This window comes from Variovorax sp. 05N34 (assembly GCF_056397405.1).
Genome location: NZ_JBFTNI010000002.1, coordinates 380,183 through 404,274, shown reverse-complemented (window position 1 = coordinate 404,274; position 24,092 = coordinate 380,183). Strand labels below are relative to the sequence as shown.

23 protein-coding genes and 3 pseudogenes are annotated in these 24,092 nt (G+C 62.6%); 17 read left to right on the top strand and 9 right to left on the bottom strand.

The features are described from left to right. Positions 1-15: 15 nt before the first annotated feature. Together AC1DMA_RS06335 and AC1DMA_RS06330 are read right to left on the bottom strand one after the other, a co-directional pair. Positions 16-969, bottom strand: a complete 954-nt coding sequence (locus AC1DMA_RS06335) for a SphA family protein (protein WP_478143623.1) — start codon at positions 967-969, stop codon at positions 16-18. Positions 970-1,006: 37 nt separating this feature from the next. Further along, positions 1,007-2,476 (bottom strand): DUF1254 domain-containing protein, encoded by a 1,470-nt coding sequence (locus AC1DMA_RS06330; RefSeq protein WP_478143622.1) that lies wholly within the window; start codon positions 2,474-2,476, stop codon positions 1,007-1,009. 220 nt (positions 2,477-2,696) lie between these two features. On the opposite strand from AC1DMA_RS06330, the gene AC1DMA_RS06325 reads away from it, so the two are divergent. Beyond that, entirely contained in the window at positions 2,697-3,068 is a 372-nt protein-coding gene (locus AC1DMA_RS06325) for a response regulator transcription factor (RefSeq protein WP_478124265.1), read from the top strand. Positions 3,069-3,092: 24 nt separating this feature from the next. On the opposite strand, the gene AC1DMA_RS06320 is transcribed toward AC1DMA_RS06325, so the two are convergent. The 3 genes from AC1DMA_RS06320 to AC1DMA_RS06310 all read right to left on the bottom strand — a co-directional run bounded on the left by AC1DMA_RS06320 (position 3,093) and on the right by AC1DMA_RS06310 (position 5,433). Next, complete coding sequence (locus tag AC1DMA_RS06320) at positions 3,093-4,037, bottom strand: hypothetical protein (RefSeq protein ID WP_478143621.1); 945 nt, start codon at positions 4,035-4,037, stop codon at positions 3,093-3,095. Between the two features lie 104 nt (positions 4,038-4,141). Beyond that, entirely contained in the window at positions 4,142-4,633 is a 492-nt protein-coding gene (locus tag AC1DMA_RS06315) for a hypothetical protein (protein ID WP_478143620.1), read from the bottom strand. Further along, the gene (locus AC1DMA_RS06310) at positions 4,630-5,433 is read right to left on the bottom strand and encodes a DUF2092 domain-containing protein (RefSeq protein WP_478143619.1); all 804 of its coding nucleotides are present in this window, start codon (positions 5,431-5,433) and stop codon (positions 4,630-4,632) included. The genes AC1DMA_RS06315 and AC1DMA_RS06310 overlap by 4 nt, the downstream gene beginning before the upstream one ends. A 196-nt stretch (positions 5,434-5,629) precedes the next feature. Here AC1DMA_RS06310 and AC1DMA_RS06305 point away from each other — a divergent pair, with 196 nt between their 5' ends. After that, positions 5,630-5,860 carry a hypothetical protein gene (locus AC1DMA_RS06305; RefSeq protein ID WP_478143618.1) on the top strand — a complete coding sequence of 77 codons (231 nt, stop codon included), beginning with the start codon at positions 5,630-5,632 and terminating at the stop codon, positions 5,858-5,860. A 40-nt stretch (positions 5,861-5,900) separates the two neighbouring features. Here AC1DMA_RS06305 and AC1DMA_RS06300 read toward each other — a convergent pair whose 3' ends face one another. Then, positions 5,901-6,878 (bottom strand): AraC family transcriptional regulator, encoded by a 978-nt coding sequence (locus AC1DMA_RS06300; protein ID WP_478143617.1) that lies wholly within the window; start codon positions 6,876-6,878, stop codon positions 5,901-5,903. A 143-nt stretch (positions 6,879-7,021) separates the two neighbouring features. Here AC1DMA_RS06300 and AC1DMA_RS06295 point away from each other — a divergent pair, with 143 nt between their 5' ends. Further along, complete coding sequence (locus AC1DMA_RS06295; RefSeq protein ID WP_478143616.1) at positions 7,022-8,524, top strand: flavin-containing monooxygenase; 1,503 nt, start codon at positions 7,022-7,024, stop codon at positions 8,522-8,524. A gap of 8 nt (positions 8,525-8,532) precedes the next feature. Then, the gene (locus tag AC1DMA_RS06290; protein ID WP_478143615.1) at positions 8,533-9,414 is read left to right on the top strand and encodes an alpha/beta hydrolase; all 882 of its coding nucleotides are present in this window, start codon (positions 8,533-8,535) and stop codon (positions 9,412-9,414) included. Positions 9,415-9,421: 7 nt separating this feature from the next. On the opposite strand, the gene AC1DMA_RS06285 is transcribed toward AC1DMA_RS06290, so the two are convergent. Next, a complete protein-coding gene (locus AC1DMA_RS06285) occupies positions 9,422-11,809 on the bottom strand; it encodes a fatty acid cis/trans isomerase (protein WP_478124258.1) in 2,388 nt (795 codons plus the stop codon). Between the two features lie 11 nt (positions 11,810-11,820). On the opposite strand from AC1DMA_RS06285, the gene AC1DMA_RS06280 reads away from it, so the two are divergent. Beyond that, positions 11,821-12,357: a hypothetical protein gene (locus AC1DMA_RS06280; protein WP_478124257.1), complete on the top strand. Its 537-nt coding sequence runs from the start codon at positions 11,821-11,823 to the stop codon at positions 12,355-12,357. A 59-nt stretch (positions 12,358-12,416) separates the two neighbouring features. Here the strand turns inward: AC1DMA_RS06280 and AC1DMA_RS06275 are convergent. Continuing rightward, positions 12,417-12,833 (bottom strand): annotated as a pseudogene (locus AC1DMA_RS06275) (LysR substrate-binding domain-containing protein); the annotation flags it as partial. Between AC1DMA_RS06275 and AC1DMA_RS06270 the strand changes: the two are divergent. Both AC1DMA_RS06270 and AC1DMA_RS06265 read left to right on the top strand, forming a co-directional pair. After that, a pseudogene (locus AC1DMA_RS06270) lies at positions 12,826-13,392 on the top strand (isochorismatase family protein); the annotation flags it as partial. The pseudogenes AC1DMA_RS06275 and AC1DMA_RS06270 sit on opposite strands and share 8 nt — an antisense overlap. Positions 13,393-13,481: 89 nt before the next feature. After that, a pseudogene (locus tag AC1DMA_RS06265) lies at positions 13,482-13,784 on the top strand (acetyl-CoA hydrolase/transferase C-terminal domain-containing protein); the annotation flags it as partial. A gap of 37 nt (positions 13,785-13,821) precedes the next feature. Here AC1DMA_RS06265 and AC1DMA_RS06260 read toward each other — a convergent pair. Further along, a complete protein-coding gene (locus AC1DMA_RS06260) occupies positions 13,822-14,466 on the bottom strand; it encodes a MarR family winged helix-turn-helix transcriptional regulator (protein ID WP_478124256.1) in 645 nt (214 codons plus the stop codon). A 196-nt stretch (positions 14,467-14,662) separates the two neighbouring features. On the opposite strand from AC1DMA_RS06260, the gene AC1DMA_RS06255 reads away from it, so the two are divergent. From AC1DMA_RS06255 to AC1DMA_RS06210, 10 genes are read left to right on the top strand one after another with little or no spacing between them, the layout of a single operon-like run. Then, positions 14,663-15,835 (top strand): ABC transporter substrate-binding protein, encoded by a 1,173-nt coding sequence (locus tag AC1DMA_RS06255; protein WP_478143614.1) that lies wholly within the window; start codon positions 14,663-14,665, stop codon positions 15,833-15,835. A gap of 33 nt (positions 15,836-15,868) precedes the next feature. Next, positions 15,869-16,738 (top strand): branched-chain amino acid ABC transporter permease, encoded by an 870-nt coding sequence (locus AC1DMA_RS06250; RefSeq protein WP_478124254.1) that lies wholly within the window; start codon positions 15,869-15,871, stop codon positions 16,736-16,738. Positions 16,739-16,742: 4 nt separating this feature from the next. After that, the gene (locus tag AC1DMA_RS06245) at positions 16,743-17,729 is read left to right on the top strand and encodes a branched-chain amino acid ABC transporter permease (RefSeq protein WP_478143613.1); all 987 of its coding nucleotides are present in this window, start codon (positions 16,743-16,745) and stop codon (positions 17,727-17,729) included. Continuing rightward, complete coding sequence (locus AC1DMA_RS06240) at positions 17,726-18,514, top strand: ABC transporter ATP-binding protein (protein WP_478143612.1); 789 nt, start codon at positions 17,726-17,728, stop codon at positions 18,512-18,514. Before AC1DMA_RS06245 ends, AC1DMA_RS06240 begins: the two co-directional genes overlap by 4 nt. Continuing rightward, on the top strand, positions 18,507-19,202 hold the full coding sequence (locus tag AC1DMA_RS06235; RefSeq protein ID WP_478143611.1) for an ABC transporter ATP-binding protein: 696 nt from the start codon (positions 18,507-18,509) through the stop codon (positions 19,200-19,202). Before AC1DMA_RS06240 ends, AC1DMA_RS06235 begins: the two co-directional genes overlap by 8 nt. Before the next feature lie 17 nt (positions 19,203-19,219). Further along, complete coding sequence (locus AC1DMA_RS06230) at positions 19,220-19,975, top strand: SDR family NAD(P)-dependent oxidoreductase (RefSeq protein WP_478143610.1); 756 nt, start codon at positions 19,220-19,222, stop codon at positions 19,973-19,975. Between the two features lie 11 nt (positions 19,976-19,986). Then, positions 19,987-21,282 carry a Rieske 2Fe-2S domain-containing protein gene (locus AC1DMA_RS06225; RefSeq protein WP_478143609.1) on the top strand — a complete coding sequence of 432 codons (1,296 nt, stop codon included), beginning with the start codon at positions 19,987-19,989 and terminating at the stop codon, positions 21,280-21,282. Continuing rightward, positions 21,279-21,734 (top strand): bacteriohemerythrin, encoded by a 456-nt coding sequence (locus AC1DMA_RS06220; RefSeq protein WP_478143608.1) that lies wholly within the window; start codon positions 21,279-21,281, stop codon positions 21,732-21,734. The genes AC1DMA_RS06225 and AC1DMA_RS06220 overlap by 4 nt, the downstream gene beginning before the upstream one ends. Before the next feature lie 60 nt (positions 21,735-21,794). Further along, the gene (locus AC1DMA_RS06215; protein ID WP_478143607.1) at positions 21,795-22,757 is read left to right on the top strand and encodes a PDR/VanB family oxidoreductase; all 963 of its coding nucleotides are present in this window, start codon (positions 21,795-21,797) and stop codon (positions 22,755-22,757) included. Positions 22,758-22,775: 18 nt separating this feature from the next. Further along, entirely contained in the window at positions 22,776-24,089 is a 1,314-nt protein-coding gene (locus AC1DMA_RS06210; protein ID WP_478143606.1) for a Rieske 2Fe-2S domain-containing protein, read from the top strand. Positions 24,090-24,092: the final 3 nt, after the last annotated feature.

The following is a 24,092-nucleotide window of genomic DNA, read 5'->3' as shown; positions in this document are numbered from 1 at the left end:
GCACCCAGTGAGGCTTCATTTCCCGAGTGGCAGTACCAACGTTGCAAACACCGAGTAGCCCGAGATGCGATTCTGCGCCCAGAACTCGTAGTAAGCGCGCAAATTGGCATAGGCCGGCAGTCCCCTTAATTTGAATGCGTATCCGATTTCGGGTCCGATGGCTGCGACCCGAGACTTGAACGGTCCTAGCTTGGCACCCGATCCGCTGTCTCCGGTCAGCTGGTAGTACACGTAGCCTGCCAGCCCGACCTCCCAGTTGGCCGAGAGGAATTGCGACGCCGCCCAATCGATATGCGAGTCGACCCCATTCTTGTAGTTCGTGTCGGAGTTCTCCCAGTTGTAGGTGAGGCCCCCCACGACCGAGAACTCGCGCCCGCTCTGCGGATCCAGATAGGTGTAGCCGCCACCGGCGTCGAAGGCCGCATGCCCAATACCGATGTTCGCGAGTCTCTTGCTGTCGTAGGCGCCCACCGGGACATCACCCGTCGCGTAGGTCATCCAGTTGTGCACGCCCTGTGTCCAGGCGATGCTGGCGATCGGGTAAAGGTCAGTGAAGCCGTTGGTCGTATCGGTGCGCTTTAGCTCGGTGCCGAGGGCGGACGTTGAAATGTCTGCCTTCGTCGAGTTCCTGCCGTAGCCGAAGCCCACGCCCAGAGAAGCCTGGCCGCCCAGCCACTGGGTCTCTGGCGCGTAGCTTAGCTGTGCGAGCAGCAACGCCACATCGGAACTCACCCCCGCCGACACGGTGTTGCCTCTCGGCAGCAGCTTGCCCGTCGAGGCGCTGCCGCTGTAGCCGTAGCCCATCGTGGTGAGTGACCAGCCGGGCGTGGCCGGTGTGGCAGAAAGACTCGAATACTGGCCCGAGAACCAGAAGGGCACACCGCCCTCGTCCGCGTGGCTGTGCACTGCGGTGAGCGCCAGTGCCGCGCCTAGAAGGCAGCGGCTCGCGAGCAGGGTGCGAGCCTTCATAGGTCTTGGCGACGAACTGAAGCTCGCCAGCAGAGGCCTATTTCGACGCCACGACTGCGGGCGGCTTCCAGGTGCCTGCTCCTGCTGGCAGGATCGAAGGCGGCGACTCCTTGGGCCAGTACAGACGCATTACCAGGTAGACGGTGTCATTCGGCGCCGGCAGCCAGTTGGCTTCGAGCGCCTTGCCCGGTGAGTCCTTCTGGATGTGGAGCGTCAGCGAGCCGTCGGCGTTCTTCTTCATCGCCGAGACCATCGGCGAATTGATGAGGTAGCGGTTGATGGGGTTCTTGATCAGCAGCTGGCTCTTGCCGTCGTACATCGTCACCGACCAGAACGAGTTCACGGGCGGCAACTGCCCGGCAGGGAAGGTGATGGTGTAGTTGCGTTTGCTGGTGTCGATCGTCTCGCCCGTCGCTGTCACGCGAGTGATGGGATACATCGCTTCGACGTCGTCGTTGCCGTACACGCCGGACTTGGCGCCTGCAGCGCGCTTGAGCCAGTCGCCCTTGTAGTAGGCGCGATCGCCAAAGAACGAGCCGACGTTCCAACCGTTGATGTTCTTCACGCCAGTGGCCACGTACTTGTCGATCTTCTCGTCCCCTTCCTTCATGGCCAGCAGAACGGCACCCTTGTGTTCAAGCGATAGATCCTTGAACTCGAAGGTCTTGCCTGGGCCGATGCCGATGCGGGCAAGCCTGGCGCGCAGCTCCTTGTCTTCGGGTGTCACGGGCACGAACTGAAGCGCCGCGTCGAGATACTCGAAGTAGTTCTGCTTGATCCCGGCCGTGGTCGCCGGCAGGAAGTTGAGGGCCGGGGCGGCAGGCGGCGCGGGTCGGTTGAGAAATGCGGAAAGCGGCTGCGCCTTGTAGCCTGCCTGCACCTTCTCGACATTCGAGATGTCCTTCGGGTTAAACAGCTGTGTCCGAAACAGTGCGAGTGAAAACGGGGTGGTCGAGGTGAAGACCTTCTTGATTCCCGCCGGAGTCTCGCCTTTCCAGTCCGGGCCAACCACCAGGTAGTTGCCCGGTGCGCTGCCCGTGGCGCGAGTGCCGATGTAGCCGTAGTTGTAGGTGTTGCCGTCGATGAGCTGCACGGAGTAGTAACGCCGCTTATCCACTGCAGGCACGGAGACCACTATCGGCTCGGCGCGCAGATCAAGCCAGACAAAGGAATAGGGCGTATCGCTGTTGGGGGTGACGATCGCCGTGTCCTCATAGGTGGCGACATGGTGTTGATTATTGATCTTGTTGAACGGCGCCTTGAATTGGCTCGACTTCGAATCCACGGCGAATTCGTACATCACCGCATAGTTCATCACGATCGGAAGACCATAGACGAAGGCCTCTTCGGCGATCGCCTTGGTCTCGGCAATGCTGGGCACTGCCGCTCCCTTCGCAGCATCGGCCTTGGCCGCCTGGCTGACTGGATCGAGTTTGCTCGCGCAGCCAACCGTCAGGCTGATCGCCCCGGCAAGCACCGTGAGCCATATCTTCCGTTTCGCTTTCATGTTTGCCCTTTGCGTGCAGTGTCGTCACTGCAGTGTTGCAGCGTTCGGCGGCATGATGCCAGCGGCATCAGTGAGTTGGCAACTGCACCAAAGGGCAGGGTCGACGCACCCTTGCCTTGAGGTATAGCAGTCTCGGTGGTAGGTAGCTGCCCACTCCGACCTTCCCTAAGGGGCAGTAGACGGCGACTTCGGAGGCGCCCAAAGTAGAAGGTGACTCCCGATGAGCACCATCACTCCTTTTTACGTTGCCGTCGTCGATGATGACGACAGCCTTTGCCGATCGCTTGGCAGGCTGCTGCGCGCGTCCGGCATGCAGCCGGTTACCTACGGCTCGGCAGAAGAGTTCCTCGCGGACGCGAAGAAACCCCGGTTCCACTGTCTGTTGCTGGACATCCAGCTCGGGGGCCTATCGGGCATTGAATTGGCTCAGTACATGGTCGCGCAGGGCGGGCACCCGCCATTCATTTTCATTACTGCGCACGACGACCCTGAGACCCGGGCTGCGGCACGGGACATCGGCTGTGCGGCCTACTTTCTCAAAAGCGAGGCGGGAGCCGATGTGCTCGAGGCGATCCGGCGCGTGGCCGACTGAGATGCGGAGTTTGCCGGCGGAACGTTAAAAGCTGACTGCCAGTCCGACCGAGAACCCCGACACCGCGTGACCGAACATGTGACGCAGAACGAGTCGCGTGCGGGTAATGAAGAGGTCGCGCGCACTCGAATCAAGCTCGAGGCCGATTCCGACCGAATTCAGCGAAGAGAACCCCAGCACCCCTGCCTGGTCGCCGAGATAGCGTGTGTATGCGTACTCCAGTACATAGCGCAATGGGCGCTCCATTGCCGTGAATCCGGTCGGAGCCCGGTAGCGGCTCCAAAGACTGGCGGTGATGGCGTCGGCGTGGCCCTGTACGGCCAGTGAACTGCTGCTGCGACTTTGCAGCCGGATGTTGGTGTAGCGAAGCTCGACGTCGATCTCATCCTCCGGCCGATATCGCTCGTAGTCCAGCATCAGTGAGCCGCCAAAGCCGTAGGCCGTGAGATGGCCTCTGTCGAGAAAATCGAACTCGGGCCCCCCATTGGGGCCGAGAAGGGCTCTGGCTATTGCCAAGTCGCTTGCGACGCGTCCGAGCGCGACATTGACGATAGGCCTGAACTTGAGGTCTGGAATCAAGGGGAAGTCCCATCCTATTCCGCCGGTCAACGCGCCGTTGTTCCATTTCGCCGGGATCGGTCGCTCCTCATTGCCTCTACTCGCGTAGAACGTCGGGTCATAGCGGCTCGCGGCGAGTCCTCCTTCGAGATAGAGCGGAAAGGATTGGCTGACGGTGAATCCACCGGCGACCTGAGACATCGCAATCGTTGGATCTCCAGTATCGGGACTGGAGATCGATAGCGAACTCGAAGCGAGGTCGGGCACAACGGAATAGCTCATCAACGCGAGCACACCGTTCACGCGCTGTTGAAGCTTGGCCTCAGTCAGCACGAGGTCTGCCGGTTGTGCCGCCACGCAGGAGGCGAAGACCGCAGCACCAAGCACAAAGGCCAACGCGATAGACCTCATGCTCCGAAAATCAAACGAGGACTGGCCGCCGCGGCGAGGTAATGGATTGCTCACGAACGAAGACGCGGCGCGGCCGTCGAGTCCGCGTCGCAATCTTGGGCGCCCTATGGCGCCGGCACGACTTCGTAGTAGACCCCGCTCGAACCAAAGTAGGGCTTGTACCAGATTGGACCTGCCTGGTAATACCGGGTGCCGTTCACGACCATCTCCCTCGCCCCGCCCGGTACGTTGGCGATCTGGGTGCCGATCGGCAAGCTCGGGTGGACCACGTAGGCGGGCTGCTGGACTACCACCGCCGGGGCCTGTTGGACCACCACAGTGGTAGGTCGCGCCGCAGTAGCGACTGCCGCGCCGACCGCCATTCCTGCGACCGCACCCGCTGCAGCACCACACCCGTAGCAGCCCGCGGGACGATAGTAGGGGTGGTAGTAGGGCCGGTGGACGCCACCGACCGCGACCGCCCCGCCGCGCCAGCCGCCGGCAGCGGCGACCCATGCGTTCGCGGCAGACAAGGGCGCGAGCGTACCGGACACGATTGCGACGCTGAACACGAGTGTCTTGAGATGCTTCATCACATTGCCTTTTTGCAGGATCACTTGAGGGCGTCCATTTGCTTGAACTCGAGCTTCAGCGCGCCCTTGGGGATCGGCGCGTTGAAGGTCTGCGACGCAACCGGCGCACCGAGCCTCCAGTCGGAGAACTCTACGGTGAACGTCGGCTGGCGCTCGCCAGTGCGATAGGAGATGACCATCAGGCGCGGCAGCTTGTCCTTGGCACCAATCCAGATTTCCCAGTCCAGCCCCTCGGCAGTGAATGCGAGATGGTCGGTCTTGACGCCGCCGACAGTCGATTGGCCGACCCAGAACGCGCTGGAAAGATCCCGCGTCAACAGTGCGAAGGGATCCGGCACGAGAAGATCCAGAAACGGCGTTGTCGCATCCGACCCTGGCAGCTCGTTCTTCATGAGCGATTCGATGGCACCGCCCGCTGCCTCGCGCTGCGCGTAGAACTTGTGATCCGCGCCGATGACTGTCACCGTCTTGCCGTCATAGACGATGTCGCTTGGAAACAGGTCTCCACGCGAGGTCACGAAGAGTTTGTCGGGCCGCTGCATCACGACGCGCGACGAAGCGAACAGGCTGACGTACTGCCCCGTCGGAGAGGGCGTCGGAACGATGCCTCGAATCTTGAAGTCGAGCGTCTTCGCCGCCGTGAGCGTGTCGCTCATGGCCTTGAGCAATCCGAGGGCGCGTTCGTCCTTGAATGTCTTTGCAGGTGCCGTGGCTGTCGCGGGTGCCTCTTGGGCCATTGCAACGCCCACGGGCCCGATCAGCGTCGAGACGGCCAACAAGGCAATGCCAAGCTGGCGAGTGGTTGTTTTGAGGTTCAGGTTCATATATCTCCAGAGCGGATGGGAACGGACCAGGCCGAATGTCCATTCTTTGATCCGCAAGTACTTTGGGCGCGCGCGCGCTCGCCGTCTACTTCCCTTTGGGGAAGGTGCGTCTCGCGGCATTTGTCAGTACCCTCTGCCCGGGAGAGACCGCTGGAATTTTGATGGCGGGCCAGCCGTTCGACTACAGGAACAACGCATGAAACTCAGGTACTCGCTGGCTGCGGCCACAGCGTTCGGAATGATGGTGCTGCTGCCGCTGGACGCCTCCGCAGGCGCTTGCGTCAAAGGCGTGTATCGGGCGGGCTGCGCCGGTCCCAACGGCGCAGTCGCGGTCAGGAAGCCTCCGCCCCCCAAAGTCGCGTGCGCCAATGGCGTTTACCGCGCGGGCTGCGTGGGTCCCAACGGCGCGGCGGTTGTCCGCAAGTAGCGCTGGCATTGCCAGCATGCGGGCCGCCCAGAGGCAGACCTCAGTCAGACTCGAGACTGGATTCTTGCCCGCGTATCACTGAAGGTGGGGCGCCGAACCAGCGGCGACAAGATCGTGTCATGGCCGACTGCTCAGAGAAGCCGAGCAGGTGGGCGAGTTGGCCAAGAGGAATACGGGTCTCACGCAGAAAGTGATGCGCAACCTCCTTGCGGGTGTCTTCTCGAATCGCTTCGAAGGTCGTGCGTTCGGCAGCAAGGTGGCGTTGCAAGGTACGGGGATGGACGCCGAGTAGTTCGGCGACGTGTGTTTTGTCGGCCCGCGGCGTTCCTAGCGTGCGCCGCAAGGCAAGGCGGACTCGAGCCGAAACACTTTCGCCTGGGTTGCGGAAGTGCCTGTCGAGATAGTCTTCGGTGATTTGTCTCAACGCAGGATTCGCGTCGCGCAAGTCTGCGTCGAGGGTTTCGCGGCTTAGGTGCAGGGCGGCTCTCGGCTGCTCAGTGAACACGGGTGCCCCGAAGAATCGCCTGTAGACGGAGAGTGGCGCAAGCGGCTCATGAGGCAGGGTGACCGCGTGCAAGTGGTAATTCTTGCCTGCAAGCAAGCGGGTAATGCGATGACAGTCGCCCAGGCACAGATCAATCGTCTGTCGTTGCGCAGGCAATCGAGGCAGCCGGATCTCGACTGCAATTTCCGCTGCGTCTTGGACCACCGAACTATCCTCGTGGACGCTCATTCCGAGACCGGGGCTCTGGACGAACAGATGGCTGGACACATAGTCCCACGCGCTCCTGACAGTGGGCGCGTTCTGCAAAACGATCGCGAGCGGACCGAGCGCGCTGACATTCTGGAGCTGCGCCATCCGCAAACCGAAGTCGGGGCAGGCGGTCTCGAAAGCGCTGGCTTCCAGAAGCTGCACGCCGGAGCGAAGCGACACCATTGCGTCTTCATCTGCCAACAACGCCAAGGACATTCGATGTCGCTTCAGAAGCACTGCCGGGTTGCAGCCCATGCTCTGCATGAGCGCCGCATAGCCTTGCAATCCACTCGCTCGGACCATTGCTGTCATGTCTCAAACTGTCAAAGATTAGTCTCCCAGTGTCAAGAAGAGCTGACGACGCACAGCAATACTCGTGGCCACTACATAACCAGAGGCGACAGCACATGGAGACAAACTACGACGTCCTGATCATCGGGGCCGGACTTTCCGGCATCGGCATGGCTTGCCATTTGCAGAAGGAATGCCCGGACAAGCGCGTGGGCCTTCTGGAACGCCGCAAAGCGATAGGCGGTACCTGGGACCTGTTTCGCTATCCAGGCATCCGTTCAGATTCGGACATGTTCACCTTCGGCTATGCATTTCGTCCATGGCATGAACTCAAGGTCCTGGCGGACGGGCCATCGATCCGACGGTACGTTGCCGATACGGCGCGGGCGTTCGGAGTCGACAAGAATATTCATTTTGGCGTCCGCACCACGCAGGCATCGTGGTCGAGCGAGCACAGGTGCTGGACCATCAGTGCAGTCGACGAGGAGAGCGGTGAGACCCGCACCTTCACTTGCAGCTTCCTGATCAGCTGCACGGGCTACTACGACTACGACGCGGGCTATCTCCCGAGCTTTCCCGGCGTAGAGCGTTTCAAGGGCCAGTGCGTGCATCCCCAGCATTGGCCCGAAGGCCTGGACTACCGCAACAAGCGAGTTGTCGTGATCGGCAGTGGTGCGACCGCCGTGACGCTGGTTCCGACCATGGCGCAGGAGACGGCCCATATCACCATGCTGCAGCGTTCGCCCAGCTACGTGTTCTCCGTGCCGGGCTACGACAGGATTTCGGAAGTGTTGCAGCGCGTGCTGCCTGACCGTTGGGTCTTCGGCATGGCACGTGCCCGCAACCTGTTCCTGCAGAGACTGATCTACAAGGCGTCCAAGCGGTGGCCCGAACGGATGAGAAAGCTGCTGCTGTCAGGTGTGAGGAAGCACTTGGGCAAGGACTTCGACATACGCCATTTCTCGCCCAACTACAAGCCGTGGGATCAGCGCCTGTGCGCAGTGCCTGATGCCGACCTCTTCAAGGCGATCCGGGCAGGCAAGGCCTCCATCGTGACTGACCAGATCGACAGCTTCACGGAGAACGGCATCCGACTGAAGTCCGGCAAGGAACTGGAAGCTGACATCATCGTGACCGCGACCGGTTTGAAACTGCAGTGCTTTGGCGGCATGGAATTGCGGGTCGACGGGCAGACTCGTTCCGTGAATGAACTGATGACCTACAAGGGAGTCTTGCTGCAGGACATTCCCAACCTGGCGTGGGTCTTCGGCTACGTCAATGCATCCTGGACCTTGAAGGTCGACATGGCGGGAGGGTACATCTGTCGGCTGCTCAAGCACATGGACAGCAAAGGTCTCGACGTCGTCACGGCACGCGCGCCGCAGGGCCAGGCGCAGGACGAAACGATCGCGGGTGCGCTCCAGTCAGGCTATGCGCAGCGCGGGGCGGCGATATTGCCGCGACAAGGCCGCGCATTGCCATGGCGCGTGCTGCACAGCCCTGAAAAAGACCGTGTGATGCTCCTCAAGGATCCGGTGGAGGATTCCGCACTGGAGTTCGGTGTCGAATCGCTTCGCGGCGGATCTCTGTGCGTTGCGCCAGTCCCCGTGAGCGCCTGAGAGATCCCGTGGAAATCATCGACTCTTCATTCATGAGCCGCGGCTTGCGCTGCGCGGCCACCCTGCTGCTGCCGAGCCATGGAGATCGCCCTCCCGTCATCGTGATGGCACACGGCTTTGCCGGCGTGCGGGCGATGCTGCGTCCGCACGCGGAGCGCTTCGTCGAAGCCGGGTATGCCGTGTTCCTCTTCGACTACCGCAACTTCGGCGACAGCGAAGGGCAACCGCGGCACTGGGTCGATCCGGACCGCCACCTGCAGGACTGGGATGCCGCCATTCGGTTCGTCAAGACAAGGAACGAGGTGGATGGGCAGCGCATGGTGCTGTGGGGCACTTCACTCTCCGGCGGCCACGTAGTCTGCATGGCGGCGCGCGGTCATCGCGTATCCGCGGTCATTGCAGGGCATCCGCTGATGAGTGGACTGGGTGTGATTGGCTCGCTGAGCCCGAAGGTCATTCTGCGGCTGACTGCCGCTGGCATACGCGATGTCATTGGCAGCTTGTTCGGCAGACCGCACTACCTGCCCGTCGTCGGCCGGCCTGGCGAATTCGCCGTGCTGACAGGCCCCGAGGCATGGAGCGGGATGGAAAAGCTCAAGGACATCGCCAACGTGACGTGGGAAAACAAGGTACTCGCAAGAGTGCTGTTGAAGATCCCGCTCTACAACCCCATTCGCAGCGCGCACAAGGTGCGGGTGCCGACGCTCGTCATTGCCGGATCGAACGACAGCATCATCCCGGCCGATGTCGCTCGCAAGGCAGCCGAACGCATGCCCAACGCCGAGTTCACTCTGCATGCATCGGATCATTTTCAGCCCTACTACGGACGCTACCTGGACGAGAACGTCCGCGCCCAGTTGGCTTTTCTCCGTAAGCACGTCGCTGAGTGAAGGACTGTCACCTGTCCTCGAAGCGGTTGAGGTCCAGGATGCCGGCCTGAACAGGCTGGTCCCGTCGGTACCGCTCGACAAGCCCGTCGCTCACGGCCCAGAAGGCCGGGTCGGTGCGACGCACTGCAAAGCGTTCCGAAAAGGCTGCGTAATCTTTTTCAGACTTCAGCTTCCGGATCGCGTCGGCCATCGCCGGCAGCTGCGATGAGTCAACCCTGTAGAAGGCATTCGGATAGGCGCCGATCACACCGGGCACCAGCGTCAGGGTGTCCTCGTCCGGCCGCAATTCGCGGCGCTCACCCAGCAGGTGCGACACGCTCGCATGCGCGGTGTTGCGCAGAAGACTGAAGGTCGCTGGCGCGGCACCGGGCGCCTCGACCACCAATGCGGCTTCCTCCGGAAGCCATTGCAATGACGCGCCGCGCACCGCCTCGAGTTCGCGCAACGGCCCCTGCAAAGGCGGCGCCGCGCGGCTCAGCTCGAACTCCCGGGGCAGCACCGGCGCTAGCCCCTTCTTCATTATCTCCATCAGTTCGAGTCGGGCATCTGCAGTTTGGTAGTGAATGCCGCTGTCGACAGACAGCGTGGTCGATGGGCCGCCGTAGACCTGATCGCGTGCGGCACGGCTGTCGGATCGATACCAATAGTCGCGTGTCGCAATGCGCTGTGCCTTCGGCAGCAGCACGATGAAATTGAACTCGCCTTCCATGCGCAGGAAGTCCATGTAGAGGCGCGAGTTGAGTTGATGCCCGACGTTGCCGAACACGTCGTAATTGGCAACCAGCAGGTAATGGATGCGCTCCAGCAGCGGATAGCCGATGACCCAGGCAGTCTTGGGCGCGTCACCGACCATGCCCTTGACGACACTGGCGCTGTCGAAGTGGCGGAACACGGTGAGTGCGGCATTGTCATTGCGACCATCACCGTCCCACAACAGTTGCAGGTCGAGCTTCTGCTGCTGGGGGCCACCGATGTTGCGGGCCAGGAACGCTGACTTGGCACGCAGGTATTCGTTCTCCAGGCGCGCGTAGTGAATCCAAGGCGTGACCACTTGCTCGTTGCTGCTGCCGGTTGGCAGGCGCAGCAGGTTGCTGTCCTTTGCGAGCAGGTCTGCCTGCACCTGATCATTGCGCCCACCCGGCGCAAAAAAGGTGACCCAGAAACGGTCCTCTATGACGTCGAGTGCCATCTGGCCGCGGCACACAGGGCCTTTGATGAAGCCCATGATCGTGAACTCGGCCTCGTCGAGCATGAAGCGGTAGCGCGCCTCCACGGGTAGCGCGGCGAAGGTTGCGAATGGATTCGCGGCCGTATCGGCGCTGTAGCCGGGCAGGCGATCGACCGTGTAGGGCGCATCAAGAAACAGCGAACGCCAGCGCTGCATTCGGGCGGGACTCAGCGCGTAGGGCATATGAGTCTTGGCAACGATGGATTCGCGCTCCGGGACCAGGCGGTAGTAAAAGCGCTCGACTCCTGGATCGTCGACCGGCCGGCGGCTGGCGATCAATTGCACTGGCTGGCCGGGCGCGGTTGCCGAACGCACCATCTTGAAAAACTGGCGCTGCGGATCGTCATCGAAATAGAGATGAGCGAGGAACAGGTGCTCGTACGCATAGCGGCTGAAGAGCCGCTCCTTGCGCGAATCGCCATTGAAGAAGCGCTCCCAAGCCGCGATGCGGTCTTGCGCGAGCGGCGCCAGCGGCGGCGGGCCTTCGTAAGGCGCGCCGCGTTCGATCCAGCTCTTGAGCTGGTTCTGCTCGGCCGGACTCAGGCCCGGAAGGCCGAAGGGCATGCCGCCGAGCGGCATCTTGCGTTCATAGGCGTCGATCTCGGCACCGGCCGGGCACATCGCTTCGCGCCCGATTGAAAAATCGAGCCCTGCGCCCACGATCCCGCTGGTGGGCAGCGGATGCTTCTCCTTCAGCACCAGAAGCCGGTGCATCAGCCCGGCCGTGCGATTGGCCTCGGGCGTCGGCGCATGCTCGTTGAGCACCGGAAAGAAGCCCCTATCCCGCCATTGCGAAGGCTCCTGCGCGTCGACAAAAAGCCGCGTGGGATTCGCCGCGAGCAGCCGCGACGCGTCGTACACCGGCGTCTTGCTGGCACCTCGAGCCAAGCCTTCCCAGGCCGTGGCCTTGAGCTGGCAGGGTCCGTCATAGCAGGCGTGGCAGACCACGCAGCGGCGGTCGAGGATCGGCTGGATCGTCTGCGCATAGGACTCTCCGGGCATTGGCGCAAGCGGATGGTCGAAGCGCTTCGGGTCGGCCGGTCCGTAGAGCTCATCGAAGTGCTGGAGCGCCAAGGTCGTGCATGCGGCGATCAGGATGAGCAGGATGATCAGGACCAGGGTTTTGACGCGGCGCATGCGGGTGTTCTCGGATTCGGCAAAGGACATGCAATGTACCCGTGGAAGGACAGCTTTCCGGCGGCAAGGGGTTACATTGCTGGCAGGCTTCGAGAGCAATCCGCGAAACAGAAAGCGGACTGCTGCGTTGTCTGGTCACCTGTCGCCAACTTCAAGCAAAAACCATGAAAAAATTCAAAGTCATCTTCAAGAGAATCTGCGGCGTGGCGCTGATTGCGTTGGCCGCCGCCGGATGCGCAACCAGCCACCCGGACCGCGACAAGATCGCAATTGCTGCGGGCTTCAAGATCGTTACGCCGACGACTCCTGAACAGTCGGCCATTTACGCCAAGCTACCCAAAGACACTGTCACACCCGTCAAGTACAAGGGAGTCATTTACTACGTGATGCGCGATTCCACGAATGGAATGGCACTCGTTGGCAACTCGGCGCAATACTCGGTTTACCAGGAAATGCGCTATCACCAACAAATGAACAAAGAGGATCTGCGAGAGGCTCAGTACGATGAGCTGAACAATGCAGATTGGGGCGCGTGGGGCGGTGGCGGCGTGGCTTTCGTCGGAGGTTTCGGCCCCTGAGAAAGGACCTTGTGTCCGGCCGCGCATCCACGCCTCGCAGGGCAACCAGCTCGCTCGCGTCAGTCCTCTTCCAGCCGCGCGAAGCGTTCGGCGAGGTCATCGATCAGCGCTCGGACAGCCGGCAGGAGACCACGGCGAGAGCCGAATACAGCGTGAATGAGTTCGCGCCGAGGTGCCCAGCCGGGAATCACGTGCACTAACACCCCGCGCTCGATCTCCTCGCGCACCATCATCGTCGGGAGTTGGACCACGCCCACTCCCGACGCAGCGCCCGCACGAAGCGCCAGCATGCTGCGCGTGACGAACCGCGGGTTGTGGTGAACATCCACATGCGCGCCATTGGGGCCGATGAGACTCCAAACGTGCTGGCTCTGGGGCATGCCCATGTCCATGCTGGGGAGCTTGGACAAGTCCGCGGGCAACTGAGGAGTGCCCGTCTTCTCCAGAAGGCGCGGGCTTGCTACCAGGGACATGCCGATGACGGAGCTGCGCGCCAATGTCACCACACTTGCCAAGGTGGCGACGCTGGCAAGGATTCCTGTCATCACGACGGCCTCGGTCCCGCAGGGTCCGAACGGGCCTTTGATCCCTGAAGTCCACAAGTACGCGCCGCATGCCGAGTACGTGGCACGCAAGGGTGAGATCAATGCGTGGGACAACCCCGAGTTCGTCGCTGCAGTGAAGGCCACCGGCCGCGGCACACTGATCATCGCCGGCACCATCACGAGCGTATGCATGGCCTTCCCGAGCATCGCGGCGGTGCATGAAGGCTACAAGGTGTTTGCGGTGATCGACGCTTCAGGCACCTATTCGAAGATGGCCCAGGAGATCACGCTGGCGCGCGTCGTGCAGGCGGGCGTGGTGCCGATCGATACCGCCGGCGTGTGCTCCGAGATCCAGAAGACCTGGAGCCGCGAAGATGCGGGGCAGTGGGCCGAAGCCTACAGCGCCGTGTTCCCGCCGTACCAGCTGCTGATCGAGAGTTATGCGAGAGCTCAGGAAGTCGTGAAGAACAGCGAGCAACTGGACTCACAAGGAAGTAGCTGCCGATTGGCGGCCGGTCCCTCGGATCGGCAGTCGACGCCGGCAATTTACGGCTTACCACCACGTTGGACGGGGAGACGATGCAGGATGGTACGACCGCGGACATGGTGTTCTCGTTCGGGCCGCTGACCGGACACATCAGCAAAACAATCACTTTGCGCCGAGGCGATGTGATCGCAAGGGGCACGCCGGCGGCCGAAGCCATCGGCAGCGATCACATCGGCGCGGTCGCAGGGCAGGTCGATTTCGTCAGGGCGGCATCGCAGTCGCAGGGTGGTGTTTCGATCTTCGCGCTGCCTTCCGTCGGCAAGGGTGGCATTTCGAGAATAGTCAGCCACCTCTCGGGCCTGGTGACGACCGCCCGCAGCGATGTCGACGTGATAGCCACTGAGCACGGCATTGCCAGGCTTCGCGGATTGACTATCCGCCAGCGCGTCGCACATGGCGTGGTCGCGAGGGCGGCTCATCGACCTCTTCCTCGAGCGAGGCTTCGGTTCTTTCGAGCATGGACAGGATTTGCAGCGCGAAATTCGTCCCCCGCTTGCGTTCGTCCGGAGGAAGCTGCGACATCGCCGGGGCGAGTGCGGAGTGGTTGGCCAGGTACTCGACCGCCAACTCCACCGTCTGCAAGCCTGCCTTTGTCAGGTGCACCAGAAAGCCGCCACTGTGGCTCGGATCGGGGAGTCGCTCCACATAGCCTGCCTCGACAAGCCGATCGACCTTCTTGGTGATGGCGCCGGAAGTCACCAGCAGGGCTCGGAACAGATCCGTGGGCCTCTTGACATAGGGAGGCCCGCTGCGGCGAAGCGCGAGCATCAGGCGCATGTCTCCGCCATTGACACCGTATGCCTTCTGACAGTGGCGGTCGTACGCGCGGTCCACCAGTGTGCCTAGCCGCATGAAGTAGATCGCCAGAAGGAAGTTCTGCAGATCGAGGTCTTGCCTCTCGGTCTGCCATTGCATCGTGATCAGTTCGCTGATGCTGGGTCGGGCACGGCGACCCGCGCCGGGACCCCGCGCATCACCGAGAGCGCTTCGAGAATCGATCTTGTGTTTGTCTTCCATGGAACATCCACTCCTGCGGAGTCGAGATTTTACCGGAGTCGGCGCTGCTCCCTTCGAAGTTAATTTTTAGAGACGCAATGCTGGTTTGCCCTATAGGGTGCTGACTCAGAAATGATATCTTCCGTGGAAGACGATTGCGCAGAATAGATGTTCTGCCTGCAGCGCAATCTCTCTGCAAAAGGTGAAGGTGAAACGAATGAAGATGTCGATCTCACGTCTGTTGGTGCTGGCTGCCTCCGTTCTTTTCGGCGGCACCGTCGCCGCGCAAGAGCCAATCAAGGTCGGTTTCGTCGGCCCTTTTACGGGGCCGTTCGCAGTGGCGGGTCAGTCGTTTCGACAGGGCGTCGAGGCGTACATGGCGATTCACGGATCTTCGGTCGGCGACCGGCGTGTCGAAGTGATCTATCGCGACAGCGCAGGCGCCGATGCCACGCTGGCCAAACGCCTGGCGGAGGAACTCGTCGTGAAAGACAAGGTCGCCATGCTCGGCGGCTTCTATCTGAGCCCGGAAGTGGCGGCGACCGCTCCCGTGGTGAACGCGGCCAAGGTCCCGCTCTTCATCGTGAATGCGGCGACGCCTTCCCTGATGAAGATGTCGCCGTACTTCGTTCGCATGGGCCAGGCGATCAATCAACCGGCGGAACTCGCTGCCACCTATGCGCGCCAGCAGGGCAAGTCCCGCGGCTTTGTCGCAGTGGGGGACTATGGCCCGGGCCATATCGTGGAGCAGGCCTTCATGGCCAAGTTCACATCCGAAGGCGGGCAGATGGTTGGCAACGTACGCGTGCCGCTGAACACCACGGACTTCGCACCAATCGCGGAACGCATCGCCAACGCCAATCCTGACGTGCTGCAGATCTTCCTGCCGCCTGGGGCAGCTTCGGTGGGCTTCAGCAAGGCTTTGGCTGCCCGCGGCTTGACGCAGAAGGTACTGATCATCGGCCAGGGCGAAGCGGAAGACAGCGATCTGCCGCTGTTCGACGACTCCATCGTGGGCTTCAAGTCCATCATCTATATCGATGCCAACGCGAAGAACCCGGAAAACACGGCATTCGCCAATTGGCTGTTGAAGAACGTCGGCCCGACCGCGCGTCCGAACTCGTTCAGCATCGGCGCATTCGACGCGATGCATCTTGCCTACAAGATGCTTGGCGACCAGGCCGGCAAGCCGTTCGACGGCCAAGCGGCTGTGAAGTCCCTGCCTGGCTATACGTGGAAGAGTCCGCGCGGCCGTGTGACGATCGACCCCGCCACACGAGAGCTGGTTCAGAACTTCTACCTTCGCGAAGTCGTCAAGGACGGCAATGGCACCAAGCGCAACCAGGTCGTCAAAACCTGGGAGCAGGTGAACCCGGCGTCGGCGAACTGAGTCCCCTTCGAAGCCGCTGCCAGGTTGACTGAAGTGGACACCATCGCCTTCATCGTTCTGTATGGCCTGTCGTATGGACTGGTCCTGTGCCTGATCGCGCTCGGCCTCGTGATCACCATGGGCCTCATGCGGGTCATCAACCTTGCACATGGCGCCTTCGCTGCCATTGGCGGCTATCTGGCGATCAGCCTGATGCAGCAGCACGGCTGGGCCTATGCGGTTGCGGTGCCCGTGGCAGTCATCGCGGTCGCGATCTTTGGAGTCGCCGCGGAGCGGCTGCTCTATGTGCATCTGTACAAGCGCAGCGACCTGGACCAGGTGCTGGTGACCATCGGCTTCAACTTCGTGGTGATCGCGCTGCTCACGATGTGGTTCGGGCCGAACGTCATGCGGATCGACCTCCCGGCCTATCTCAAGGGCAATGTCGACCTCGGAGTGCGTGAGTTCGAGGTGTACCGCGTCTTCTCGGCGGTCGTCTGCCTGGTGATCATTGGTGCGTTGTGGTGGGTGTTCGAGCGCACCAGCACCGGGGCGAGACTTCGCGCCGCAGTGGACAACCGCGGCATGGCGCAGGCGATGGGGATGAACGTGCCGGTGCTTTTCTCGGCGACTTTCGCGTTGGGTTGCGGCCTTGCCGCGCTCGGCGGCATCCTGGCGGCGCCCATGTTGCCGATGGAGCCGATGTGGCCGCTCAAGCACCTTGTGCTGGTGCTGGTCATCGTCGCCCTCGCAGGACATGGCCAGGTGACGGCCTCCGTCGCCGTCGCGGTGATCGTCGGCCTTTTCGAGACGGCCGGGCGCTACCTGTTTCCACAGTCCGGCGCATTCCTCATCTATCTGCTTCTGATTGCGCTGATCGTGTGGCGGCCCGATGGCCTGCTCGCTCGTGCGCGGACGGCCTGACGACATGAACTCTGCGACACGCGATTCGATCCTCGGGCGCCACCGCTGGCACTTCTCGGAGTTCCTCTGGCTCGGCGTCGCGCTGGCTTGCTACTTTGCCTTTCCGCAGTATCTGTCGCTGGGTACCTCGGTTCTGGTCATGGTGCTTCTCGTGCTGTCCTATGACCTGCTGCTGGGATTTTCAGGTGTGCTTTCCTTTGGTCACGCGGTCTTTTTCGGGCTCGGGGCCTTCACGGCTGGATGGCTCTCCCTGGCGGGCTGGACCGAGCCGATCAGCGTCGCATTGATGGGCGGACTCGCGGCGGGCGCTCTCGCGGCCTTGGTGGGACCCTTCCTGCTGAGATTGACCGGTCTCCCGCTGCTGATGGTCACATTGGCTCTGGGCGTGCTCGTGTTCGAGGCTGCCCACAAAGCGACTGACATCACAGGGGGCGACGACGGTCTGGCGGGCATCCAGTTCGCCCCGATTCTTGGGCGGTTCGAATGGGGGCTGGGCGGCAGCACGGCTTACCTCTATGTACTGGCCTGGCTGGTGCTGCTTTTCGTGCTGCTCAAACGTGTCGTGGCATCGCCCTTCGGCGTGATGCTGCAGGGCGTGCGCGAGAACCCGGCGCGCATGCGCCTGATCGGCAATCGCGTGCTGCCCCATCTCACATTGGCCTACATCATCAGCGGCGCCATCGCAGGCATTGCGGGCGCGTTGTTCACTCAGGCGAACGCATTCGTGGGGATCGGCGTCTTCGCGCTCGACACTTCGGTGGATGTCCTGGTCATGCTGGTTCTCGGCGGCATCGGCACACTGTATGGCGCCTTCATTGGTGCCCCGGCCTACATGCTGCTGAAGCATTTCTCTTCCCAATGGAATCCGTTCTATTGGATGCTGATCATCGGCCTCGTCCTGATTGCGGTGGTGATGTTCGGCCGCGGGGGATTGGTGGGACTGGCGCAGAACGCCTTGCGCAAGTTGCGCGGCAACGAGGGCCGGTCATGAGTGCCGCGATGATCGCGCTGCAAGCGAGCGGGCTGAGCAAGCACTTCGGTGCGCTGCACGTCACGCAAGACGTGAGCATCTCGCTGCCGAAGGGCACTCGCACGGCCTTGATCGGCCCCAACGGTGCCGGCAAGACCACGCTCGTGAACCTGCTCACGGGGGTGTTGAGGCCAGACGCTGGAAAGCTGCAGCTGTTCGGTGAAGAGGTCACGGGAGCCTCGGCGGCGGTGCGGACGCGCAAGGGATTGGTTCGCACGTTCCAGATCTCGAGTCTCTTCTCGCAACTGACGGTTTTCGAGAACGTCTTCATTGCCGTCACGCAAGCGGCAGGGCGCGGCTTCCAGATGTGGCGGCCGGCTGGTCGGGAGATCGACCTGCTCGAGCACACCGAGACGTTGCTGTTGCAGCTGAAGCTCCAGGACGACCGGTACCGGAAGGTGACGGAGATCGCATACGGAAGGCAGCGGCTCGTCGAGATTGCGATCGCGCTGGCGCTGCAACCGAAGGTCCTGCTGCTGGATGAGCCTGCGGCCGGCATTCCCAGCACCGAGCTCGACTTGCTGCACGGCGCGATCGCCACATTGCCGGCAGACATTGCGGTGCTGATGATCGAGCACGACATGGAGATGGTGCGGATGTTCGCTTCCGAGGTGGCCGTGCTGGTCAATGGTGCGCTGCTGATGTCCGGCAAGCCCAAGGAAGTCATGTCGCATCCGCAAGTGCAGGCCGTCTATCTCGGGTCATCGGGAAAGAAGCGCTTCGATGGAGCCGCCGCATATGCTTGAAATCACGAAGCTGTCGGGCGGTTGGGGGCCCACCTTGGTGGTGGAAGAGTTGAGCTTGTGCCTTGCTGCCGGCGAGACGGTGGCGATCGTCGGTCGCAATGGCGTAGGCAAGAGCACCCTGCTCGAATTGATTGTCGGTCGTGCGCAGCGCCGCAGCGGCGGCATCGTCCTGGATGGGGGCGATGTCGCAGGGCTTGCGTCTCACGAGCGCGCGCGCCGCGGGATCGGCTACGTGCCGCAAAGCCGGGAGGTCTTTCCGAGCCTCACCGTCACCGAGCATCTGCAAATCGCACATCGGCCGGGCGATTGGACCGTGCAGCGTGTCATCGACCTTTTCCCGCGTTTGCACGAGCGGCTTGCAAGCCATGGCAACCAGCTCTCAGGCGGCGAGCAGCAGATGCTGGCCATCGCCCGTGCGCTCCTGGGCAACCCCCGTGCGCTGTTGATGGACGAGCCTTTCGAAGGTCTCGCGCCCATCATCGTGGAGCATCTCGTGCAAAGCATCCGCCGCATCGTGCGGGAAAGCTCGCTCGCGCTGCTGCTGGTGGAGCAGCGGGTCGACATTGCCCTTGATCTTTCCAATCGCTGCATCGTGATGGACCGGGGTCGCACGGTCTTCGAGGGTGCGTCCGATCAACTGGCTGGCGACGAAGGGCGCATCGCCGGGTTGATGGGTCTGGGTCACTGAACGTGGAGAAGCAAGCAATGAAACTCGTGGACAAGGTGGCGATCGTCACCGGCGCGCAAACCGGCATCGGGCTGGCGATCGCGCAACGGCTCGCTGCCGAGGGCGCAGCCGTGGTGCTGGCCGACCTCGCCGACGCGACGCCGCAAGCCCGGGAGCTGCAAGCCTCCGGGGCCCGTGCATTGGCTTTGAAGGTCGACGTGGCGCAAGAGCATTCCGTGAAGGAGATGGTCGAGGCGGCACTCGCGCAATTCGGCCGCGTGGACATCCTGGTGAACAACGCGGCGATCGCGGCCAGTATCAAGTTGCGCGCCTTTGAAGAGATCTCGGTGGCCGAGTGGCGCCGCATGCAGGATGTCAATGCGATGGGCCCGTTTCTCTGCGCGCGCGCGGTCGCTCCGCACATGCGGCGCCAGCAGTTCGGGCGCATCGTCAACATCACTTCGGGTACTGCCTTCAAAGGGGCGCCGTTCATGCTGGACTACGTTGCAAGCAAGGGTGCCCTGATGACGATGACGCGCTCGCTCGCGCGCGAACTCGGTCACGACTTCATCACCGTCAACGCGGTGTCACCGGGCTACACGCTCAGCGAAGGCAACCTGGGCAACAAGGAATTCCTCGCGAGCTACCGAGAGTCGGCCATTGCGACGCGGGCTCTCCCGCGCGACGGCTGGCCTGCCGACATTGTGGGCGCAGTCGCCTTCCTGGCAAGCGAGGACGCATCCTTCATCTCCGGCCAGATCCTCGCGGTCGACGGCGGCTCGGTCTATCACTGAGGAAGCATCAAATGTTGAATGCACAAACGAATGAGCGGCTTTGCCGTGTTGGGGCTGACCAGCCGATGGGCGTGACCTTGCGCCGTTACTGGCTTCCGCTGCTGCTCTCATCGGAGTTGTTGCCCGATTCGGATCCCAGGGGTGTCGAACTCCTCGGCGAACGTTTCGTCGCCTGGAGAGACGCGGCGGGTCGCGCTGGCCTGTATGCGGAGGCCTGCTTGCATCGGGGTGCGTCGATGCGCCTTGCGCGCTCGGAAGGCGACGGCCTGCGATGCATCTACCACGGGTGGAAGTTTGCCGTTGACGGCACGGTTCTCGACACGCCGAACGTCGCGGATCCCCGGTTCAAGGACCGCATCAAGGGCCGGACGTATCCGGTGCGCGAGGCGGGCGGCTTGTTGTGGGCCTACCTCGGTCCGCGCCATCTGGAGCCCGAGTTTGCGCACTGGTCATGGATGGACCTGCCAGATGCGAATCGATTGGTCACGCGCCATGTCGAGGAGTGCAACTTCGTTCAGGTGATCGAGGGACTTGTGGACTCGTCGCACCTGGGCTTGCTGCACCTGAACGGCCTGAGCCGGGCGGGGAATGCGGAGCTCGAATTTGCCGAGAAGGTGAACTCGATGCAACAGAATCTGGCGCCGCGCCTCGAAGTGGAGGAGACGCCATTCGGCTTCTACTATGCCGCGCTGCGCGAGATCGCAGACGAGAAAGGGCAGCGCACCGAGGCGAGGATCGCGGCCTTCGTTGCACCATGCATCGTGCTCAACCCCAACGGCGACATCGCGACTTTCGTGGTCCCGATGGACGACACGCGAACGGCGTTCATCCATGTGTTCTGGAGCCCGACCCATGAGCTCAATCGGGAGCCGCTGCGCAGCCGGCATCTCGAATTCATCGGCCTGACGCCCGAGGTGCTCGAGGGCTTCGGCTTGACTGACGAAACGCTGGGTCGCGCAGACAAGCCAGGGCCGCACAACAACTTTGCTCAAGACCGCGAATCCATGCGCAAAGGTGAGAGTTGGAGTGGGCTGCCGGGCCTGATCGAGGAAGACGTGGCTGCGTCGGTTTCGGCCGGCCGCGTGCGGGACCGCTCCGCCGAAGTGCTCTCGGTATCCGACATCGGGATCGCGCGTCTGTACCGTGCGCTGCTTGCGTGTGCCGATGCCGTGGAAAAAGGCGAAGCTCCACTGGCGCTGCAGGGCGGCATCGACTGGTCCCGGGTGGCGGGTATCAATGATGTCTTGAACGACCGTGCATGGCGCGATTTGTTGCCGCATCCGCTCGGCGAAAAGGAACTGGCATGAGTGCGACCTCAACGATGCCCGCGGAGTTCTTCTGGCAGGAGGACTACGCGGTGGGCGACCCGGCCATGGACGAGACCCACAGGGAGTTCGTGGAGTGCGTCGACGCCATGTTGCACGCCGATGACGCAGAGCTCTCCGCTGCGCTGGAGACGTTTGCCGAGCACGCGCGTCGTCACTTCGCCGAGGAAGATGGAGCGATGCAGCAAACCGGCTACGAGTCGGCCGGCTGTCACGTCGACGAGCACGCGGCCGTTCTCAGATCACTGGAGGAGGTGCGCGCAGCGCTCGCCGAGGGGCATGCGCAGGTGGTTCACCGCTTCGCCTACGCACTGGCCGACTGGTTCCCGCAACACGCCAAGGTGATGGACCTGGGTCTAGCGCACTGGCTGGTTCAAAGCCGGCTTGGCGGATCTCCGATCGTGATCCGTCCACGGCAGACCGCGACGGCTTAGTCGCCATCGCTTTTTTTTGATTCAATATCTTCCATGGAAGAAGTTCGGAAGTTTGCAGTCATGGACAACCTCCTGCACGTCAAAGTCGCCGCACGCCGCGAACTCGCTGATGGGATCGCGAGCTTCGAACTCGCGGCATCCGACGGCACGCCTCTGCCGGATTTTCTGGCCGGCTCGCACATCGATGTGCATCTGCCGGGCGGCCTCGTCCGCCAATACTCCTTGTACGACTTGCCCGATGAGCATCAGCGCTATCGCATCGGGGTGTTGCGCGATCCGCAGTCACGCGGCGGCTCCGTGCAGATGCTGGATGGCGTGCGGGAAGGAGACGAAATCACCATCAGCGCGCCGCGCAACCACTTCGGGCTGCATGCCGGAGTGGAACGGTCGCTGCTGTTTGCCGGCGGAATTGGTATCACGCCGATTCTCTGCATGGCTGCACAGCTCTCGCGCGAAGGCCGCCCGTTCGAGCTTCACTATTGCGGCCGCTCTTTGGCGCGCATGGCTTTTGTCGGCGATCTGCTCGAAAGCAGCTATGCCGATCGGATAAAGATCCACGTCGATGACGGGCCCGATGCCCAGAAGCTGGACGCCCGGTCGGCGATCGGGCCGCCGGCGCCCGACAAGCACCTGTACGTCTGCGGCCCGACCGGATTCATGGACCACGTGCTGGGTACGGCGCGCGAACTCGGATGGCCCGAGGCGCTGTTGCATCGCGAATATTTTGCAGCTGCACCGATCGATCATTCGGCCGACGGACCCTTCGAACTGCAACTCAAGGGCAGCGGTCGGCTCATCCGGGTTGCCGCGGATCAGAGTGCCGCGGATGCGCTCCTGGCTGCCGGATTCGGCGTCTCGCTGTCATGCGAGCAGGGTGTGTGCGGAACATGCATCACCAAGGTGGTCGACGGCACGCCGGACCACCGCGACCTTTACCTGACTGACGAGGAGCACGCGCGCAACGACTGCTTTACGCCGTGCTGCTCACGTGCGCGCACGCCGGTTCTCGTCCTCGATCTTTAACCTCGAAAAGGATCCCACATGCTTTCCAGTCAAGACAACGAACTGATGTGCCGCACCGGACGCGGTACCGCCATGGGCGACGCAATGCGCCGTTTCTGGCTACCCGCGATCCAGCTCTCGGACGTCCCCGCGCCGGACGGCGAACCCAAGGCGGTCGAGTTGCTCGGCGAGAAGTTCATCGTCTGGCGTGACCGGCAGGGCCGCGCGGGACTCTTCGCGGAGCATTGCCTGCATCGTGGTGCGTCCATGCAACTCGCCCGCGCCGAGGGGGACGGGCTTCGCTGCATCTACCACGGCTGGAAGTTCGCTGTGGACGGCCAGGTGCTCGATACGCCGAACGTGGCCGATGCGAAATTCAAGGGGCGCATCAAGGGCCGGACCTATCCCGTGCGAGAGGCCGGCGGCCTGCTTTGGGCATACCTGGGACCGACGGACGAGGTGCCGCCATTCCCGACGTGGTCCTTCATGGCCCAAGACGATGCGCACCGAATCAACGCCGTGGCCGTGGTCAACTGCAATTACGTGCAGGTGATCGAGGGCCTCGTGGATTCATCGCATTTGTCGATCCTGCATTCTTCCGGCCTCGCGAAGACCAACGGCGCGGATCTGGACTTCGCCAAGAAGACCACGCATATGCAGTTCGACCCCTCGCCGACCATCGAGGCGGACGAGACGGACTTCGGATTCCACTACGTCGCGATGCGCCGTGTTGGCGACAAGCGGATGGCGCGCATCACGTCCTTCATCGCACCGTGCTTCGTCGCCAATCCGAACGGCGACCTCTGGTTTGCCGTGGTGCCCGTCAACGATGAGCGCTGCAACTTCTTTCATGTGTGGTGGAACCCGCAGACGGCGATCGGGACCGAGCCGCTGCGGACCCAGCAGCTCGCATTCGTCGGTCTGGACGAGCCGACCCTGACGAAGTACGGGATGACGGCCGAGACTTGCAACGACGAACGGACGATGTCATGGCGCAACGGCTACCGCCAAGACCGCGTTGTGCAGCGTCAGGGTCATTTCACCGGCTTCGACAGCTTCACCCAGGAGGATGCCGCATGCAGCGTCTCCAGTGGGGCGCTTCGTGATCGCTCGCAGGAGATGCTGTCCGCGGCAGACGTCGCCATCGCGCGCCTCTATCGCAGCTTGCTTGCGTGCGCAAAGGCCGCACGAGACGGACGGGAGATCGTTGGCTCCCGCGCGGCGGCCCCAGAGGCGATCGGCATCTCCTCCGAGATCGGACTGGACCAGGACTGGCGAACTCTGGTGCCTCACCACAGCATCACATCCCGGCCGGCCTCACAAGGCGCCCGCGAAGAGCAGTCAACGCACTAAACA

Excerpts from the sequence above, each read along its gene's own strand:
- AC1DMA_RS06295 (WP_478143616.1), top strand. The coding sequence starts at position 7,022 with ATGGAGACAAACTACGACGTCCTGATCATCGGGGCCGGACTTTCCGGC.
- AC1DMA_RS06220 (WP_478143608.1), top strand. The coding sequence starts at position 21,279 with ATGAGTGCGACCTCAACGATGCCCGCGGAGTTCTTCTGGCAGGAGGAC.
- AC1DMA_RS06235 (WP_478143611.1), top strand. The coding sequence starts at position 18,507 with ATGCTTGAAATCACGAAGCTGTCGGGCGGTTGGGGGCCCACCTTGGTG.
- AC1DMA_RS06300 (WP_478143617.1), bottom strand. The coding sequence starts at position 6,878 with ATGCAGAGCATGGGCTGCAACCCGGCAGTGCTTCTGAAGCGACATCGA.
- AC1DMA_RS06240 (WP_478143612.1), top strand. The coding sequence starts at position 17,726 with ATGAGTGCCGCGATGATCGCGCTGCAAGCGAGCGGGCTGAGCAAGCAC.
- AC1DMA_RS06230 (WP_478143610.1), top strand. The coding sequence starts at position 19,220 with ATGAAACTCGTGGACAAGGTGGCGATCGTCACCGGCGCGCAAACCGGC.
- AC1DMA_RS06320 (WP_478143621.1), bottom strand. The coding sequence starts at position 4,037 with ATGAGGTCTATCGCGTTGGCCTTTGTGCTTGGTGCTGCGGTCTTCGCC.
- AC1DMA_RS06285 (WP_478124258.1), bottom strand. The coding sequence starts at position 11,809 with ATGTCCTTTGCCGAATCCGAGAACACCCGCATGCGCCGCGTCAAAACC.
- AC1DMA_RS06335 (WP_478143623.1), bottom strand. The coding sequence starts at position 969 with ATGAAGGCTCGCACCCTGCTCGCGAGCCGCTGCCTTCTAGGCGCGGCA.
- AC1DMA_RS06245 (WP_478143613.1), top strand. The coding sequence starts at position 16,743 with ATGAACTCTGCGACACGCGATTCGATCCTCGGGCGCCACCGCTGGCAC.
- AC1DMA_RS06260 (WP_478124256.1), bottom strand. The coding sequence starts at position 14,466 with ATGGAAGACAAACACAAGATCGATTCTCGAAGCGCTCTCGGTGATGCG.
- AC1DMA_RS06305 (WP_478143618.1), top strand. The coding sequence starts at position 5,630 with ATGAAACTCAGGTACTCGCTGGCTGCGGCCACAGCGTTCGGAATGATG.
- AC1DMA_RS06325 (WP_478124265.1), top strand. The coding sequence starts at position 2,697 with ATGAGCACCATCACTCCTTTTTACGTTGCCGTCGTCGATGATGACGAC.
- AC1DMA_RS06210 (WP_478143606.1), top strand. The coding sequence starts at position 22,776 with ATGCTTTCCAGTCAAGACAACGAACTGATGTGCCGCACCGGACGCGGT.
- AC1DMA_RS06215 (WP_478143607.1), top strand. The coding sequence starts at position 21,795 with ATGGACAACCTCCTGCACGTCAAAGTCGCCGCACGCCGCGAACTCGCT.
- AC1DMA_RS06330 (WP_478143622.1), bottom strand. The coding sequence starts at position 2,476 with ATGAAAGCGAAACGGAAGATATGGCTCACGGTGCTTGCCGGGGCGATC.
- AC1DMA_RS06255 (WP_478143614.1), top strand. The coding sequence starts at position 14,663 with ATGAAGATGTCGATCTCACGTCTGTTGGTGCTGGCTGCCTCCGTTCTT.
- AC1DMA_RS06225 (WP_478143609.1), top strand. The coding sequence starts at position 19,987 with ATGTTGAATGCACAAACGAATGAGCGGCTTTGCCGTGTTGGGGCTGAC.
- AC1DMA_RS06310 (WP_478143619.1), bottom strand. The coding sequence starts at position 5,433 with ATGAACCTGAACCTCAAAACAACCACTCGCCAGCTTGGCATTGCCTTG.